Below are 16,215 nucleotides of genomic sequence, written 5' to 3'. Positions count from 1 at the left end.
ATAAAAATATCCTTGCATTTTCTCCTAGAAATAAGTATTTTTAAATTACAAGACTATTCTTAAGGCGGGTAAAAAAATGCCAATACGCGTAATTCTTATCGATGATGAACAGACGATTTTAGATGGAATGAAACAGTTGATCAATTGGTCTGAGCACGGGTTTCAATTAATAGGGACTTTTTCCAGCCCATTGAAAGCGCTTGATTTTTCTTTGGTACATGCAATCGATATCGTGGTCACAGATGTAATGATGCCTGAATTAAATAGAATCGAATTATCGCGGCTATTAAAACAGCAACAACCTGAAACACAGATCCTTATCCTCTCTAGCTATGATGAATTTGATATGGTTAAAGATTCTTTTAAAAAAGGCGTCGCTGATTATCTTTTAAAGCCTCGATTGAGTCCTGATTTTTTTCTAAATTCCTTAACTGCCGTTTCACAAAAAATCAAAAAAAAAGCCCAACAAAAGCCCAATCACCAATCGTTATGAGCAGATCTGCGAGAATCTTTCACAGCAGATTGCTGGACAAACTCGTCCATTGCTTGACCCTCTTCTTTTTGAACACACCCTGTTTTTTCTGTTATATACCGAAAAACGGCCATTCAGTTCAAAACAAGGCTCTAAACAAAAACAGTCGATCACCCATTCATTGATGGATAGCGACGATTCGTTTACTATTTATCCTGTTTCTACCTTTTCGGAAGAATCCGGCTATGTAATCAATACTGATTCCAAAGATACACTTAGGAAGTTTGTTCAAAAGTTTCGTCAAGAAGTTTTTCCAGGTGATTTTTTTGTTGTTTCTGATTCTTTTGCAATCCAAGATATCAATGAAATATTCCAAGAGATCAGAAATTGCACCAAAGGACAACGTTTCTATCATAAGGGAAAGAACCTTGCTTATCAGCATGAACTTCTTCCGTTATTAACCAACCACGAGCAGCAAGCAAGTAGTTATTTAACAAAAATCGTTCATAAAGACTACGCTTTAGCTGTCAAAGAACTTGAGAATTTCTTCACGACGATATTGGAACAGCCTATTGATCCAGCTTATTTGAAACATGAGGCAATCAATCGTTTCTATGCATTACTCAACGCTTTGGCTGACGAGCATGTTGGGAATGAAGAACTTTCTTTGCTCAAGATCGCCCTTCCTTCTTTATTAGCCGATGCTGAGTATTTCGAAGATTTTTCTATTCTTGTCAAAGAAACACTTGAGAAACTCACCCACTTTTCTGCAAATGCAAAAAAAGACAATTTAGATATCTTGACTTTGATCTATGAGTTCGTCCAGGAAAATTATGAGAAAGAAATCAATTTACAACTTTTATCCGAAAAATATCATTTTTCATATAGCTATCTCTCAGCCATCTTTACTGAAAAATTTGGTATCAACTTTTCAAAATATCTAAAAAAAGTCCGTATCAGTAAAGCCAAGCTCTTTTTGACGGAAACACGGCTTACTTTGACGGAAATCTGTGAGAAAGTCGGCTATACCGAACTGGGTTATTTCTCCAGAGTTTTTAAAGAAGAGACAGGAATGACACCTTCTCAATACCGTAAAGGAACTTTTTTAAAATGAGAAAAAAAATCAAAGAGCATGAACTCTTTACCAAACTTCTGTTCATTTTGTTCATCGGTCTTTTTCTGCAAGCCATCGTCATCTCTTTGTTTATTTATCATCGATCAAGGGATGCCTATATCCAGCTGTTCAATCAATCGAATGATGTGGTACTAAAAAAGATCCAATCTGAATTTGAAAGCTTGAATGATACAATCGAGAATACATTAGCCGCTTTTGATTCTAATCCAGCTGTCGAAAGCTATTTTTCCAATGATCCAGCCCAACATATGGAACAGCTTCAGCAACTAAGAACAATCCAAAAAATGAATGACTCTCTTTCAAAAATCCATCCAATGATCGATTACGATGTATTGATCTTTGGAGAAAATGGAAGAACTTTTGTCGGAAACGACATGCTCACTGCCGTATCTGCCGATTCTTTTTTTCAATCTGCGATTGCTCAGAGAGTGAATGAACGTGCTGCTGATACACAAATGCTTTTTGCACACCACGGATTGACTCTTCGCGATAAGAAAGCACCCAGCGTCTTCTTTGTCAAAAAACTGAAAAATACATTGAATCACGTTTACGGATATGCTGTTTTATCGATCTCATCCAAGCAACTAGCGAATCTTTTTCAATCTGTAGTAAATCCTGAGATATCGAAGATCTCCTTCATGAACGAAGAACAGACGATCATCGCATCAAATGAAGAAAATACAATTGGGAGCCGATCAATGATTTTCAAAAAACTAACAGTAGGTGAAACAACGATTTCAAATGGACAGCAGTTGACCCGTCTTCCTTTGTACCGCCAGGATTGTACATTACTCAGTCAAGTCGATCTTCATTCTTTGTCTAACCAAATGGGCGTGATTTTTCCGATTATTTTGTATAATATCGTGACACTTGCTTTTGCTGGCTCATTGGTATTTATGTATTTGGATCGACACACAAAATCGATCTACCGCTTGATTGATTCGCTAAAACGGCTAGAGGAAGATGGCTTAAAAGCTACTGTTCCTGTACAAGGAAGCCATGAAGTCCAATTGCTAGGGAATACGATCAATCAATTGCTAAGTAATGCTCAGCATCATTATGAACAGACGATCCAAGACGAAAAGAAGAAACGTTCGCTTGAAATCCAAACTATGCAAGCACAGATACAGCCCCATTTTATTTATAATACGCTGACTAGCTTGAAATTTTTGATTTGGCAGAAAAAAACAGATGAAGCAGTTCAAGGAATCGACAGTTTCATTACTTTACTAAGAAGTACGATTGGGAAAAAAGAAGAAGTGATTCCAGTCAAGGAAGAAATCAAAAGCGTACAAAGTTACATCGATCTTTTGAGTATGCGATATGGCGAAAGAATCTCGGCTAAAATAATGATTCCTGATGAACTGCAGTCATTATCTATGCCGAATATGATCCTTCAACCAATTATCGAAAACGCCTATCTTCATGCTTTTCACAATAAAACGCAAGGATTCATCACGGTGTACGGCAAAACAAAAAATCAGCTTCTTTTATTCGAAGTGATTGATAACGGCGATGGCTTCGATACTGAAAATACCAAACAAAAAAATGATCATTTTTCAGGAATCGGCATCAGCCATGTAGATGAGCGGATACGCCTAATGTATGGCGATGCATATGGCTTAACGATCCAATCAGTGATTGGGACAGGAACGACTGTAACGATTTGTCTACCGCTTCTTCCTAAAAATCAATCAGAATATCAAAAATAAAGAATAGCCAAGCGCTGATTTTTTTATTTTAAGTTAAATAAATCAATCAGTATTCTTGACTTTCATCTACGCGTCTCTTCTACTGTCAGCACTGGATAACAGCCCAATATTTGACTTTCTCCTCCGAGCATCTTGATTTCTTGGAGCGCATTCTCTACTAATGTCATTGGGCGGTCCAACAACAAATCGATCACGAAAAAATATTCTCCCAAGCTAGTTTTCAATGGTCGGGATTCAATCTTACTTAAGTTGATTTCCCGCCAGCCAAAAGCTGCCAGCATTTTATGAAGCATCCCTGGCCGATTAGCAGGTAGTGTCAAGATGACACTCATTTTTACTGGAGCTGACTGCTGGCTGGTCATCTTTCGGTCACCTATGATCCAAAAACGTGTCTGATTCAACTCATTATCTTGGATATTCTCAGCTAAGATCTCCAATCCAACATGCTGTGCTGTTTCTAATGAAGCAATCGCTGCTGCGTCTTCTTTCGGATGTTCTGCTACATACATTGCTGCAGCAGTTGTTGATTCTGTTGCTACTAAAGGAACATTAGGATAATGCGTTTCTAAAAACTGTTGTGATTGTGCTAGTGCTTGTGGATGTGAAAGGATTTTTGTAATCTTTGTTGCTGGATTGCCTAAAAGCTGCTGCTTGATAGGAAGAACGATTTCACTTTTAACTTCGACTTCTGGATGTTTGGAAAGAAGATCGATTGTGTGATGAACAGATCCTTCCAATGAATTCTCTACAGGAACGACAGCCAGATCGACTTGTTTGCGAAACAAAGCGCGCAAACAAGCAGGGATGGAAGCATACGCAGTCAATTGTTCTGTAGGAAATAGCTGACAAGCCGCCTGATAAGTGAATGAACTTTCTGGCCCTAGATAGCTGACGTTCATATGCTTTTGATCCTTTCTATAATGGTATCGATGATCTTTTCTGGTGTTTGATTGGTCGTGTTGATTCGATGTGTCGCACTTTCTTCATACCAAGAAAGTCGTTGTGCCAATAATGCTTTTATTTCTTCTCTTGTTTTTCCAAGAGCTAAAGGTCGAATAGACGTTTCATCTTGTTGGATACGATCAACTAGACAGTCCGCTTCTGCCTCTAAGTAAAGAACAATCGGCTGTGTTTTTAAAAAACGCCGATTTTCTGCACTTTGGACAATCCCTCCACCAGTCGCGATAATTTTATCTTCATTTGACAGCTTTCTTAAAATATCTGACTCCACTTTTCGAAAGCTTTTTTCACCGTAATAGTGAAAATATTCGGCAATCGACAATTGGATATGTTCCTCAATCTTTGTATCTAAATCTACATACTCTTTTTGTAAACGTTGAGCTAACCCTTTACCGATTGTTGTTTTTCCAGCGCCCATGAAACCAATCAGCAAAATGCTAGCCATGAGCTTCTCCTCCTGACACAAGTTCTGCTAAATCGTCAAAAAATGCCGGATAAGAGATTGAAACAGCTTCAGCTCCTTCTAGTTCGCAAGGTCCATCAGCTATCAAAGCAGCTACTTGCAGCATCATACCGATTCGATGATCGCCTCTGCTGGACACTTTTGCGCCCTGCAGAGGTGTCGGCCCATGGATGATCAGACCGTCTGCTGTCGCTTTTATCTTTGCTCCCATTTTCTGTAATTCTTCTGCCACCGCATCAATTCTGTTGGTTTCTTTTACTTTTAATTCTTCTGCGTCTTTGATGATCGTGATTCCTTCTGCTTGAGTAGCCACTAAAGCTAGAATGGGCAATTCATCAATCAGACGTGGAATGATTTCTCCACCAATCGTTGCTTTCTTCAAATGACTCGTCTTGACACTTAAATCAGCCGATTGGTTCTGTTCATTGTGATTCGTCTGGGTAATCGCTGCGCCCATCTCCTCCAGCACATCTAAGATACCGGTTCTTGTTGGATTGACCCCGACATTTTTTAATAACAGTTGGCTTTCCGGAACAAGAAGCCCTGCTGCTAGAAAGAAAGCAGCCGATGAAATATCGCCTGGAACAGTTATCTGTTGACCAGTTAATTTTTGTGGTCCTGTTACCGTGATTGTTTTACCTTCTACTGAGATCCTTCCGCCAAATTGACGAATCATTTCTTCCGTATGGTTACGGGAACGTTCTTTTTCAACGATTACGGATGCGCCTTCTGCTTGTAATGCCGCAAACAGCAAAGCAGATTTGACTTGCGCACTGGCTACAGGCATATTGTATCGGATAGGTGATAAAGAGTTGGTTCCTGTCACAGTGATTGGTAGATACTGCTCATTCTCTTTTCCTTGCAAGTCAGCGTCCATCTCGCGTAAAGGTTCCATCACTCGCCCCATTGGACGTTTAGACAACGAAGCATCCCCGAACAGAGTAGTCGTAAAAGGCTGTCCAGCCAAAATACCCATCAATAAACGTATGGTCGTACCGGAGTTTCCCATGTCGATTGATTCGGTTGGTTGGACAAATGAGTGGCTACCGCGACCATGAATCTTGATCATCTCTTCCTCTTCTTCGATTTCAACGCCTAATTGCTGGAAGGCATGTAAAGTACTCAGACAATCTTCTGCGCGCAAAAAATTTTGTATAGTCGTCGTTCCTTCCGCAATTGCCCCAAACATGATGCTGCGATGAGAAATTGATTTGTCTGCTGGTATCCTAACAGTTCCTCTTAATCCATGTATTTGTTGTAATAATTGCATTTATCCAGCCTCCTATTTGATCCAGCAATGATAACTGGTATTAGACATAATGATTCTTTTTGCTTGTAACAAATCCTGTTGGTTTTTAAAACTGATTTGCAGTATTCCTAAAATATCTTCCCTGGTCTCTTGGATCTTCAAATTAATCAAAGAAACTCCCGCTTTTCCGATCAGTCCAGTTACTTCTGCAATCACGCCAGGTTCATCTGGCACATCGATAAATAAATCAAAAAAGGCAGGAATCGCGCCTTGCTTATGGATAGGCAACTGGTCTCGACTTTCTTTTGCCCGATTGAAAAAAGAAAAGATTTCCGATTGGTTCTCAGTCATGATCCATTCTGCTATTTGTGCCATTTCTTGCTGCCAATCCGCCAATCGTTCCAATAATATCTGCTTATTGCTCAACAAAATATCTGTCCACATAACAGGATCCGAGGAAGCGATCCTAGTGATATCTCGAAAGCCTCCTGCTGCCAGTTGTTTGGCTCGCGGATACTCTTGATTGAATTGTTCTGCCTGATTGACTAAGCCAGCTGCCAGAATATGTGGAAAATGACTTAGCATTCCTGTTATACGGTCATGTTCTCTTGCTGTAAGAGTTACATATTTTGCTTTGGTTCCGCAAAATAGTTCTTGCAGTTTTTCAACATCTTTTTTCGTCTTTTCCAAAGGTGTAAAGATGTAATAGGCATTTTCAAATAGTTTAGCATCTACTGCCTGTATACCTGATTTATGAGAACCAGCCATTGGATGTCCACCGACAAACCGAAGATTTTTCTGCTCAGCGGATGTCACGACTTGCTGCTTCGTACTGCTGACATCCGTAATGATGACGTTGATCAGACAAGTTGATTCTTTCAAGGACATCAAGATAAGCTAAGGTTGTACGGACGGGAACGGCTAATAAGATAACGTCTGCTTGTTCTGCACCTGTTTCAAAATCACTTGCAACGTAATCAACGATCTGCTGTTCTACTGCTTGCTCGCGGGTTTTTGACTGACTATCCCAACCAACTACTATCAGTTCTGGATTGGTCTGACGAATACAAAGTGCCATAGAAGCACCAATCAGTCCAAGCCCCACGATAAAAACATGTTGTGCCATCTTATTTGCCCCCTTTTTAATAATGTTTCAAGTAGTCACGGTACTCCTTCACTGCAACTTTCAACTCAACAAGCGAATCACTTGGGAATTTTGACAATAGCTCTGTCGCTACCACAGTGGCTACAACATTTTCCGCAACGACGCTAGCTGCAGGAACTGCTGTACTATCCGAACGTTCTACACTTGCTTTGTAAGGTTCTTTTGTATCGATATCAACACTTTGAAGTGGCTTGTACAATGTAGGGATGGGTTTCATGACCCCGCGAATGACAAGTGGTTCGCCATTGGTCATTCCGCCTTCGAAGCCGCCTAGATTATTGGTACGTCGGAAATAGCCTCTTTCTTCTTCCCATAGAATCTCATCCATCACTTGTGAGCCTGGTAATGAACCAGAAGTGAATCCGACCCCAAATTCTACGCCTTTAAAAGCATTGATACTAACCACAGCTTGTGCGATTTTGGCATCTAGCTTCGTGTCCCATTGTACGTAGCTTCCTAATCCAGCTGGAACACCTCCAACGAGCACTTCTACAATTCCTCCGATCGTATCTCCATTTTTCTTTGTCTGATCGATCAAATCTTTTATTCTTTGCTCAACTGCTGGATCAACAACTCGTACTTCTGACGCTTCAGAAATTTCTTTGATTTCTTGAATCGAGATATTTCCAGGTATTTCTGCTTGGATTCCACCAAGACAAATCACGTGTCCTGCTACGATGATGTCAAGTTCTTCCAGAATTTTCTTGGCAATTGCGCCGATTGCTACACGCATGGTCGTCTCTCTTGCAGAGGACCGTTCAAGCACATTCCGAAGATCTCGATGATGGTATTTCATACCGCCTACCAAATCCGCGTGTCCTGGACGCGGACGTGCAACTCGCCGCAGTGATTGGTCTTTTTCAGGCACTTCTGCTACAGACATGACAGTTGTCCAATTTTTCCAATCTTTATTTTCTACCACTAAAGTGACAGGTGAACCAATTGTTTTGCCGTGACGGATGCCAGACGTGATCCGAACACGATCTTTTTCGATCTTCATCCTTCCTCCTCTGCCGTAACCAGCTTGTCTGCGAGCGAGTTCGTGATTGATTTCTTCTTCTGACAGAGGTAATCCTGCTGGTAGTCCTTCAATAATCGCTGTTAATTCTGGTCCATGGGATTCTCCCGCAGTCATATAACGCATCTTACAGTCCTCCTAAGTAATCTTTGAATGTCTCTGTGGGAACAGGAACGATTTTTGCTTGCCCAATCTTTTCTAGCAAGATGATATTCAATTGGCTTCCTCTTGCTTTCTTATCATGGGTTATCGCGTGGAATAATTCATCTGGATGACTTAGATCGTACGTAATCGGCAGATGGAATTTTTGAAGTATCCTTTCTAAAGCAGCTGTCGATCCAGTTGGAGACAAGCCGATTTTTTCTGCATGAGAAGTGATGGCTACCATTCCAATAGCTACTCCTTCTCCATGACTGACTACCCCATATCCTGCTGTATTTTCAATTGCATGGCCAATTGTATGACCAAAATTTAAAATAAGTCGATTTTCTTGGTCAAAGACATCTTCTTCCACTACTTTTCGTTTGATTTCCAACGTAGCAGTAATGATTGGAACAGCATGTTCCAGAAGATCTTTTTCGTCTTTCAGCTCGTTCAGCTGTTTCCAAAGCGTTGCATCTGCTATAGCTGCTGATTTGATGATTTCAGCGATTCCTTCTCGTAAACGACGTACCGGCAAAGTTTTTAGAACCTCAGGATCAATCAATACACCAGCTGGCTGGCTAAATGTTCCGACAAGGTTTTTCGCTTTGTTTGTATTGACTGCTGTCTTCCCGCCAATACTAGAATCTACTTGTGCAAGTAGCGTAGTCGGAATTTGAACGAAATGGATCCCACGCATGAATGTCGAGGCCACGAATGCGGCTAGATCACCCACCATTCCTCCACCAAGTGCAAGTATCCCATCGCTGCGGGTAAAATCATTATCTGCTAAAAAATCGTATAACTCAGCTGCTTGTTCTAAAGATTTACTGGTCTCACCCGCCGGTACGATTGAAAGGACTGGTTCAAAATTAGCTTGTCTCAATTGGAACATGATTTTTTCTGCATATAGTGGAGCAACGTTTGTATCAGTGATCACAGCTACTTTTTGAGGTCTCCAAATCGTTTGAAGCCATGATCCAGCCTGTTCTAGTGCGCCTTTTTCAATATGAATATCGTATTTTTGGTTATCAACATGTACAGTAAGCATTCGTTTCACTTCTTTCTTTTAAAAAGCTGGAATTAATCGAGTGTCTGAATCTTTTCCATTGCTTCTTTCATGATCGCAACTTCTTTCATCATGCGTGAGTAAGTCTTTTCATTCAACGATTGGGGACCGTCTGACCAAGCATTTGCAGGATCAGGGTGGATCTCTACGATCATGCCATCTGCTCCGCTTGCCACACCCGCACGAGCCATTGGTGGTACAAGTTCCCAAATTCCTGTACCATGACTTGGATCAACAATCACAGGGAAATGAGTTAATTTTTTCATCAATGGGACAGCACTTAAATCAAACGTATTACGTGTCGCTGTTTCGTAAGTCCGAATCCCACGTTCGATAAAAATGACAGGAGATTTGTCTTCGACTGCAATGTATTCTGCAGCATTAAGCCATTCATTGATCGTACCGGAAATTCCACGTTTCAATCCAACAGGTTTACCTGTTTTACCGACAGCAGATAGCAGTTTAAAATTTTGCATATTACGTGCGCCAATCTGTAGGATATCGCTGTACTCAGCCACCATGTCGATATGCCCTTCATCCATCACTTCAGTAATCACTTTCATTCCAAATTCATCAGCCGCTTGACGGATGTATTTCAATCCTTCTTCTTCTAAACCTTGGAAAGCATATGGAGAAGTACGTGGTTTGAAGGCACCACCTCGCAGAATTTTTGCGCCCCCGGCTTTGGCCATTCGCGCACATTCTCTGATTTGGTCTAATCCTTCGATAGAACAAGGACCAGCCATCGTCACGAAACTGCCGTCACCAATTTTTACTCCGTCTACATCCACGACTGTATTGCCAGGATGGAATTCTCGAGAAGTCAATTTGTATGTGTTTAAAATACGCACAGCATTTTCTACTCCTTCATAGCGTGTAAATGCTCCTTCTTGTAAACTTCGCGTATCACCTTTTAGTCCAATCACTACTCGTTCTGTTCCTTGATCGATTGAGACTTTGAATCCTTCTTTTTCGATATGATCGACGACTTTTTTTATTTGTTCTTCCGTTGCTTCTTTTTTCATAATTACTATCATTGTTTTTCCCGCTTTCTTTTGTTTACTTATCTATCTTGGCTGATTTTCTCTACTTTTTCAAGGTGGTTTTACATTAATTCCTACTAAATGACCGTGTCCTGTTGTTCTCATTTTCGCTCCTTCTTTCCTACTTATGACCCAGATAATCAACAAAAAAAGATGTCCCTGTAGGAAATTGCCTCTACAGTGAACATCTTCAACGAGCCTTAAAAAGCGCTGCAAAAATATAAAATAGCCACTATAGATGAATTTCTCTACGTGGCTGTAAGTCGTGTTTAAAAATCTTTAGCCATCATAGATACAAACCTGGTTTGTTTGTACCCACGAATTCATGAATACAAACCTATCTAAAATAGCTAAAGTAATACGTATTCAGTTTTGTAAGTTTTCTAAATTTCATAAAAAATCGCTCCAAACTGATGTAAGAATTGTACCTAGTATAGACATAAAAAAATCGACTGTCAATCATTTTTATGAAACTTTTTTTAATTTTCTGATAGTTAACTTTGTTTTTCAGAAAAATAACAATTGGTTTTATTGAAGAAAATAGTCATGAACAAAAGTATCTGAGAACTTTTTTACTCTCTTGTTCATGACATATAGAATAAAGCAGCTTTGTCTTGTACACTCCGTTTTTCAAATAATAATCTAAAGATTGCTACTGAATAATAAAGCCGATTTCATGGTCCTCTTCGCTGCTGATTCGGTAAGGTGACTCAATATCCGCTCCCCAGCTATTGATACCCCCGACTCCTCTTACTTTTGCAAAAATCGTAAGAACCGTTCGTCTTTCTGGCGGTAGTTCTTCTATATGTGTTGCCTGTTCCAGTTCTTCTGCTTTGAATGGTAAAGCGGAAAAAGCAAATGGCGTATCCTGCTGTTCAAATCGCAACGAAAAATCTTCTTGATCTTTATCCGTATTATCCAACGTTTGATTTCTTGTTAGTTCTACCCATTTCGTTTCCATATGCATGCCGCATTCTTGGGGAACAAGGTATGGGGAAACGGGGAGTCCTGCCACTTTATAAATACCTTCGACACCACCAGCCATCCGATCCGGATATGTTTCCCCTGATAGGCCTTCATACTCAAAAAATTTTGCTTTCGTTGGCATAATGAACCTTAAACCCAATGCGGGTAATTCCGGTAATCCTTTTTGTCCATAATAATGCATATTGACAAGCATTTTACCCTCTCCAGCGATTTGGTAGGAAATTGTCACTTGGGTTTTTGGTACTGTGTTGATTTCCAGTGTAAAAATGATTTCAACCGTTTCAGCGTATTCATTACTTGAATATTGATTATTTACTGGAGCAATCGGCAAATCGATCTTTTTATTGTCCACCAGTACTTCTATTTCTTTGACTTTTGGATACAATCCGGCTCCTAACCACATACCGGATTTAAATCCAAATCCGCTACCTCTGTCATTATCGGTCGTTGCTCGCCAAAAAACTGGAAGTGTTTCCCGGTATAGCCATTCTTTTCCGTTTTTATTGAGCGATTCCAGTCCGCCTCTTGTATAAGAAAAAATATAATGCGTATTCCCCGATTTGACACCTAATGTACAGTCGCCGAAGACGATTGCAACTTTTTCCGTATCCATATGACTTTTATTTACTGTATTTTTCATAATAATATCTTACCTCCTGCATGGCGGGTTTTTCTTGTGCATCTGCAAAAACGATCCCATTCCCTGAGAATTCATAGTCACTTGGTTTATCGTCAAAGTCACCGCCATAGCGCATCACTTCTCTACCAGTGATTGGATCAGTCACTTGGATCGCCTGATCTTTAAAATCCCATATATAGCCTCCTTGGTACATTTCATAACGATCAAGCAACGTCATGTAAGAATCCATTCCACCTAACGAATTCCCCATGTCATGCATGTATTCACATAAGATGAACGGTTTTTCCGCTTTATTTTCAAGGTAGTCAATAATCTCTTCTGGTGGCGCATACATGCAGCTTTTTACATCTGAAATCGAATCTTCGAATGCTGGATTTGGAAAATTCCCTTCATAATGGACAAGTCGATCGGGGTCTACTTTTTTGAAGTAATCGTTCATTTGTCGAATGTTTTCTTCCGCATAAGATTCATTTCCAAGGGACCAAAAAAGAATACTTGGATGGTTTTTTAATGTTTCGAAATTCGTTTTTGCTCGATCAAGAACAGCCGCCTGCCACTGAGGTACTGCACCTGGTACGTTGTAAGAAGGCTCAAATGCGCCCATTTTTTGCCATGAGCCATGGGATTCGAGGTTCGTTTCCGCCATCACATGGATTCCTGCTTGGTCGCATAAATAATACCAAGTGATCTGGTTGGGGTAATGAGATGTCCGTACGCCGTTGATCTTTGCATTTTTTATGATAGCCAAATCTTTTTCCATATCTTCTATAGTGATGGCGCGTCCTTTTTTCGGATGCCACTCATGTCGATTTCCCCCGTTGATAATCATCCGTTTTCCATTGAAGTATATGATTTTATCTTTGATTTCGATTTTACGAAAACCGAAGGAATAGTCAATATATTCTGTTACTCTTTTTTCTTCGTCTATCGTCTCCAATTCAAGCTTATATAAATTGGGCTGAAAATGCCCCCACAGTGCCACATTTTCAAATCCATCGATGCGAATCGTCATTTGCTCTTTTAACGGATATTGCTGTTGATAGATTTCCTTCCCATCAGGATCTAGTATCGCTACATTCAGCTGACTGTTTTTGGCTACTTGCTCAAAAGACAAATCTACTTCAAGTTTGCCATTTTGACATTTGTCATCTAAGCGAGGTTTGATCCAAAGATCTTCTAAATGGTTTTGTCCTCGAGCAACTAAGAAGACATCTCTGAAGATCCCAAAAAATCGGAAAAAGTCCTGATCTTCCAAGAATGCAGCTGTACTTCTTTTGTAAACCTCCACAGCTAGAATATTTTCTTCTTCCAAATAAGGTGTTAAATCAAATTCAGACGGAGTGAACGAATCTTCGGCATACCCGATAAAATGACCATTCAACCAAATAAACATTGCTTGTTCTACACCAGCAAAATGAATCGAGATTTGTTTTCCCTCTAGACCTTCTTCTAATCGAAAAGTCATCAAATACGAACCAACCGGATTGTCTTTAGCAGCTGAAAAGATCCCTTCCGCCTCTTTCTCAGGGCTTGTCGTGAAAGGGGGACGGCGAAATACATGTCCCTCCCACGGATACATCGTATTGATGTAATGGATCTTGTCATAATTTGCTAATTCAATATGACTAGGAACAGTGATTTCATCAAAAGAACAGGCATCAAAATCTTTTTTATAAAATGTTTTTGGACGTGCCGAAGGATTTGGCGAATAACAAAAACGCCATGATCCATTTAAAGACTGTTTAAGGGAGGATGTGGTTTCTACTTCTTCCCTTGTTGCATAGCAAACATGATCGCTATGTGCATTTGATTGGTTCGCTCTAAAAACTTGTGGATCATCTAACCATTTTATATTTGCTTTCATACTTTTTTCCTTCTCTCTCATAACTTTTTGAAATGAAGCAGTTCTGTTTGGAAATCACCTTGAAAATCGGGGAAGTAAAGTCCAACTGTCATCAATTCGGCCCCCGAAAATATCCGCTTCGAGGTCTGTTCCTGATAAAGTGCCTCATCATCTAACCCCATCAGATATACTTCATGGAACGCTGGTTGAGCTGAAGCTAGTATCCTCCCTAAAAACACAATAGCTTCATCTTGTTTAGGAGACACAAACATCCATGCGGCAATATTTTCTTCAAAAGGACTCGCCAAACGATAATAATGGCCATACTGGATCACCGGACGAATCGTTTGATAGGATATAATTTGGTCTTTTACTTGCTTTTTTTCTTCAGGAGACAGCTTTGTCAAATCCAGTTCATAACCAAAAACAGCGCTCATAGCTGTTTCTCCTCTTGTTTTCAACGAAGTAGATCTGTCGGTCTGATGATTTGGTACGGCTGATACATGAGCTGTGATGGACGAAATCGGATAAGCAAGACTTGTTCCATATTGGATTTTCATACGCTCCACTGCATCCGTGTTATCACTTGTCCATGACTGCGGCATATAATAAATAAACCCGGCATCAAACCGTCCACCTCCACCAGAACAGCCTTCCCATAAGATTTCCGGATAATCAGTTGTCAAATGTTCAAGTAGTTCATAAAGCCCGAGCATATAACGATGCGCTACTTCTCCTTGTCTCTGTGGGTCAAGGGTAATCGAATAGACATCTGAAAGCGAACGGTTCATATCCCATTTGATGTAGTCAAGAGGAATCGTATCTAAAATCTTTCTCATTTGTTTCTCAATCGTCTGTCGAACATCTAACCTTGTAAAATCCAGTACATGTTGTGATCTGGAAGCAGAAGGCATTCTACCTGGCTCCTGCATAAGAAAATCAGGATGTGTTCGATACAGTTCAGAATCAACCGAGATCATTTCAGGTTCAAACCATAAACCAAATTTCAATCCTTTGCTATGAGCATAATCTGCTATTTCACGTAATCCATTTGTCAACTTGCCTTCATACTCGAACCAGTCTCCTAATGAAGAATTGTCCGCATCTCTTTTTCCAAACCAGCCATCATCTAATACGAACATTTCGATGCCTAGCTTCTTTGCTTCATCAATGATCGCCTTGATTTTTTCACTATTGAAGTCAAAGTAAGTGGCTTCCGAGTTATTGACCAGAATCGGCCGTTCAGCAAATTGATGACGACCTCTTGCGATTCTTTCACGTAGCAACTCATGGTGGATCTGACTCATTTTGTTCAATCCCTGATTTGAGTAAGAAAGGATCATTTCAGGTGTTTGAAAAGACTGGCCTGCATTCAATTCCCACGAAAAACGATGGCTGTTGATCCCACCGACGACTCTCAATTGATTGATTTGATCTTTTTCAAGTTCGAAAGAATGGTTGCCGGAATAAACAAATTGAAGTCCGATCGCTTCTCCAGTATTTTCTGTCGTATGATGGTGAACTAAAGCAATAAAGTTATTCATATGGTGACTGCTCGTTCCTCGACGGCTTTCAAATACTTTTGTTCCAGATAAAACAGATTGCCGTGAAATCTGTCTTTCATTGACATGTGCTCCTGGCAAAGCAATGACTTCATCAAATCGCCTAGTATGGGCAAAGTCTAGCTGGAAACTAGCTGCTTTTTCTAGTTTGATTGTTTTTCCGGTTTCATTTCTTATCTTTACAGATCGTGTGATCACTGCTCTATCAGTAAATATGGTATAGAACAAATCGAAATAAATCGCTGTTTCTCTATCCTTAAGTGAAATCACCAACGTTTGTGCCTCTGACTTGTCCATCACATAAGTTTGAGGCAAGCCTTCGATCTCTGGCTTCCCATCTGTAATATAATGGCTGTCATATCTCAGATCCAGTAAGTCTGACCCATTCTTGCGCTGAATGATCGATGCGGGCGTTCGAAAGTCCATGCTGCCATGAGAAGAGTATTCTTGCGGTAGTGTATCTTTCGACAGAGACCGGTCAGGATTTAAGGGAACATTTCCTGAAAATCCACGATCTCTTCGGGGATAATTTTTATTGTCTTTGTACTGCTTGACTGGTTTGCCAAAATAAATATGCGCCAATACATTGCTTTCTTCTATCTTTATCAGATAAGAAAGAAAGGTATTTCGTAAATGGAAGACTCGGCTCTTTTCATCAAATAAGATGAAATTTTTATCTGTTTTTCTATGCGTAATATCCATCATTTCACTCCCATCAAAACGGAAACCGTTTACTTTTTTTATAATTCCTGTATA

Annotated in this window: 11 protein-coding genes and 2 pseudogenes; 3 read left to right on the top strand and 10 right to left on the bottom strand. The window is 40.1% G+C overall.

Annotation, left to right across the window (positions count from 1 at the left end; translation table 11 throughout):
- Positions 1-76: 76 nt before the first annotated feature.
- The 3 genes and pseudogenes from MKX69_RS05375 to MKX69_RS05365 all read left to right on the top strand — a co-directional run bounded on the left by MKX69_RS05375 (position 77) and on the right by MKX69_RS05365 (position 3,319).
- Positions 77-657, top strand: a pseudogene (locus MKX69_RS05375) (response regulator).
- Positions 657-1,586, top strand: a complete 930-nt coding sequence (locus MKX69_RS05370) for a helix-turn-helix domain-containing protein (protein ID WP_002324001.1) — start codon at positions 657-659, stop codon at positions 1,584-1,586. The pseudogene MKX69_RS05375 and the gene MKX69_RS05370 overlap by 1 nt, the downstream one beginning before the upstream one ends.
- Complete coding sequence (locus tag MKX69_RS05365; RefSeq protein ID WP_002326952.1) at positions 1,583-3,319, top strand: cache domain-containing sensor histidine kinase; 1,737 nt, start codon at positions 1,583-1,585, stop codon at positions 3,317-3,319. Before MKX69_RS05370 ends, MKX69_RS05365 begins: the two co-directional genes overlap by 4 nt.
- A gap of 62 nt (positions 3,320-3,381) precedes the next feature.
- Here the strand turns inward: MKX69_RS05365 and pheA are convergent, their stop codons facing one another.
- The 10 genes and pseudogenes from pheA to MKX69_RS05315 all read right to left on the bottom strand — a co-directional run bounded on the left by pheA (position 3,382) and on the right by MKX69_RS05315 (position 16,161).
- Positions 3,382-4,218, bottom strand: coding sequence for a prephenate dehydratase (gene pheA, locus MKX69_RS05360; protein ID WP_002338342.1), 837 nt, complete (start codon positions 4,216-4,218; stop codon positions 3,382-3,384).
- A complete protein-coding gene (locus tag MKX69_RS05355) occupies positions 4,215-4,724 on the bottom strand; it encodes a shikimate kinase (RefSeq protein ID WP_002295213.1) in 510 nt (169 codons plus the stop codon). Before MKX69_RS05355 ends, pheA begins: the two co-directional genes overlap by 4 nt.
- Positions 4,717-6,012, bottom strand: a complete 1,296-nt coding sequence (aroA, locus tag MKX69_RS05350; RefSeq protein ID WP_341009167.1) for a 3-phosphoshikimate 1-carboxyvinyltransferase — start codon at positions 6,010-6,012, stop codon at positions 4,717-4,719. Before aroA ends, MKX69_RS05355 begins: the two co-directional genes overlap by 8 nt.
- A 12-nt stretch (positions 6,013-6,024) precedes the next feature.
- A pseudogene (locus MKX69_RS05345) lies at positions 6,025-7,117 on the bottom strand (prephenate dehydrogenase).
- Between the two features lie 16 nt (positions 7,118-7,133).
- Positions 7,134-8,300: a chorismate synthase gene (gene aroC, locus MKX69_RS05340; protein WP_341009165.1), complete on the bottom strand. Its 1,167-nt coding sequence runs from the start codon at positions 8,298-8,300 to the stop codon at positions 7,134-7,136.
- Between the two features lies 1 nt (position 8,301).
- A complete protein-coding gene (gene aroB / locus MKX69_RS05335; RefSeq protein ID WP_341009163.1) occupies positions 8,302-9,366 on the bottom strand; it encodes a 3-dehydroquinate synthase in 1,065 nt (354 codons plus the stop codon).
- Between the two features lie 32 nt (positions 9,367-9,398).
- Complete coding sequence (gene aroF / locus MKX69_RS05330) at positions 9,399-10,421, bottom strand: 3-deoxy-7-phosphoheptulonate synthase (RefSeq protein WP_002289144.1); 1,023 nt, start codon at positions 10,419-10,421, stop codon at positions 9,399-9,401.
- A gap of 658 nt (positions 10,422-11,079) precedes the next feature.
- A complete protein-coding gene (locus MKX69_RS05325; RefSeq protein WP_002324972.1) occupies positions 11,080-12,054 on the bottom strand; it encodes a beta-galactosidase small subunit in 975 nt (324 codons plus the stop codon).
- Positions 12,035-13,918 (bottom strand): glycoside hydrolase family 2 TIM barrel-domain containing protein, encoded by a 1,884-nt coding sequence (locus MKX69_RS05320; protein WP_341009161.1) that lies wholly within the window; start codon positions 13,916-13,918, stop codon positions 12,035-12,037. Before MKX69_RS05320 ends, MKX69_RS05325 begins: the two co-directional genes overlap by 20 nt.
- Positions 13,919-13,935: 17 nt before the next feature.
- Positions 13,936-16,161: an alpha-galactosidase gene (locus MKX69_RS05315; protein ID WP_341009159.1), complete on the bottom strand. Its 2,226-nt coding sequence runs from the start codon at positions 16,159-16,161 to the stop codon at positions 13,936-13,938.
- Between the last annotated feature and the right edge of the window lie 54 nt (positions 16,162-16,215).

It is taken from the genome of Enterococcus sp. FSL R5-0957, from assembly GCF_038008005.1.
GTDB classification, from domain to species: Bacteria; Bacillota; Bacilli; order Lactobacillales; family Enterococcaceae; genus Enterococcus_B; species Enterococcus_B faecium.
The sequence above is the reverse complement of the archived record's forward strand: the minus strand, read 5'-3'. Positions and strand labels throughout refer to the sequence as shown.

Coding starts and splice junctions, on each gene's coding strand:
- MKX69_RS05370 (WP_002324001.1), top strand. CDS start 657: ATGGATAGCGACGATTCGTTTACTATTTATCCTGTTTCTACCTTTTCG.
- MKX69_RS05365 (WP_002326952.1), top strand. CDS start 1,583: ATGAGAAAAAAAATCAAAGAGCATGAACTCTTTACCAAACTTCTGTTC.
- pheA (WP_002338342.1), bottom strand. CDS start 4,218: ATGAACGTCAGCTATCTAGGGCCAGAAAGTTCATTCACTTATCAGGCG.
- MKX69_RS05355 (WP_002295213.1), bottom strand. CDS start 4,724: ATGGCTAGCATTTTGCTGATTGGTTTCATGGGCGCTGGAAAAACAACA.
- aroA (WP_341009167.1), bottom strand. CDS start 6,012: ATGCAATTATTACAACAAATACATGGATTAAGAGGAACTGTTAGGATA.
- aroC (WP_341009165.1), bottom strand. CDS start 8,300: ATGCGTTATATGACTGCGGGAGAATCCCATGGACCAGAATTAACAGCG.
- aroB (WP_341009163.1), bottom strand. CDS start 9,366: ATGCTTACTGTACATGTTGATAACCAAAAATACGATATTCATATTGAA.
- aroF (WP_002289144.1), bottom strand. CDS start 10,421: ATGATAGTAATTATGAAAAAAGAAGCAACGGAAGAACAAATAAAAAAA.
- MKX69_RS05325 (WP_002324972.1), bottom strand. CDS start 12,054: ATGAAAAATACAGTAAATAAAAGTCATATGGATACGGAAAAAGTTGCA.
- MKX69_RS05320 (WP_341009161.1), bottom strand. CDS start 13,918: ATGAAAGCAAATATAAAATGGTTAGATGATCCACAAGTTTTTAGAGCG.
- MKX69_RS05315 (WP_341009159.1), bottom strand. CDS start 16,161: ATGGATATTACGCATAGAAAAACAGATAAAAATTTCATCTTATTTGAT.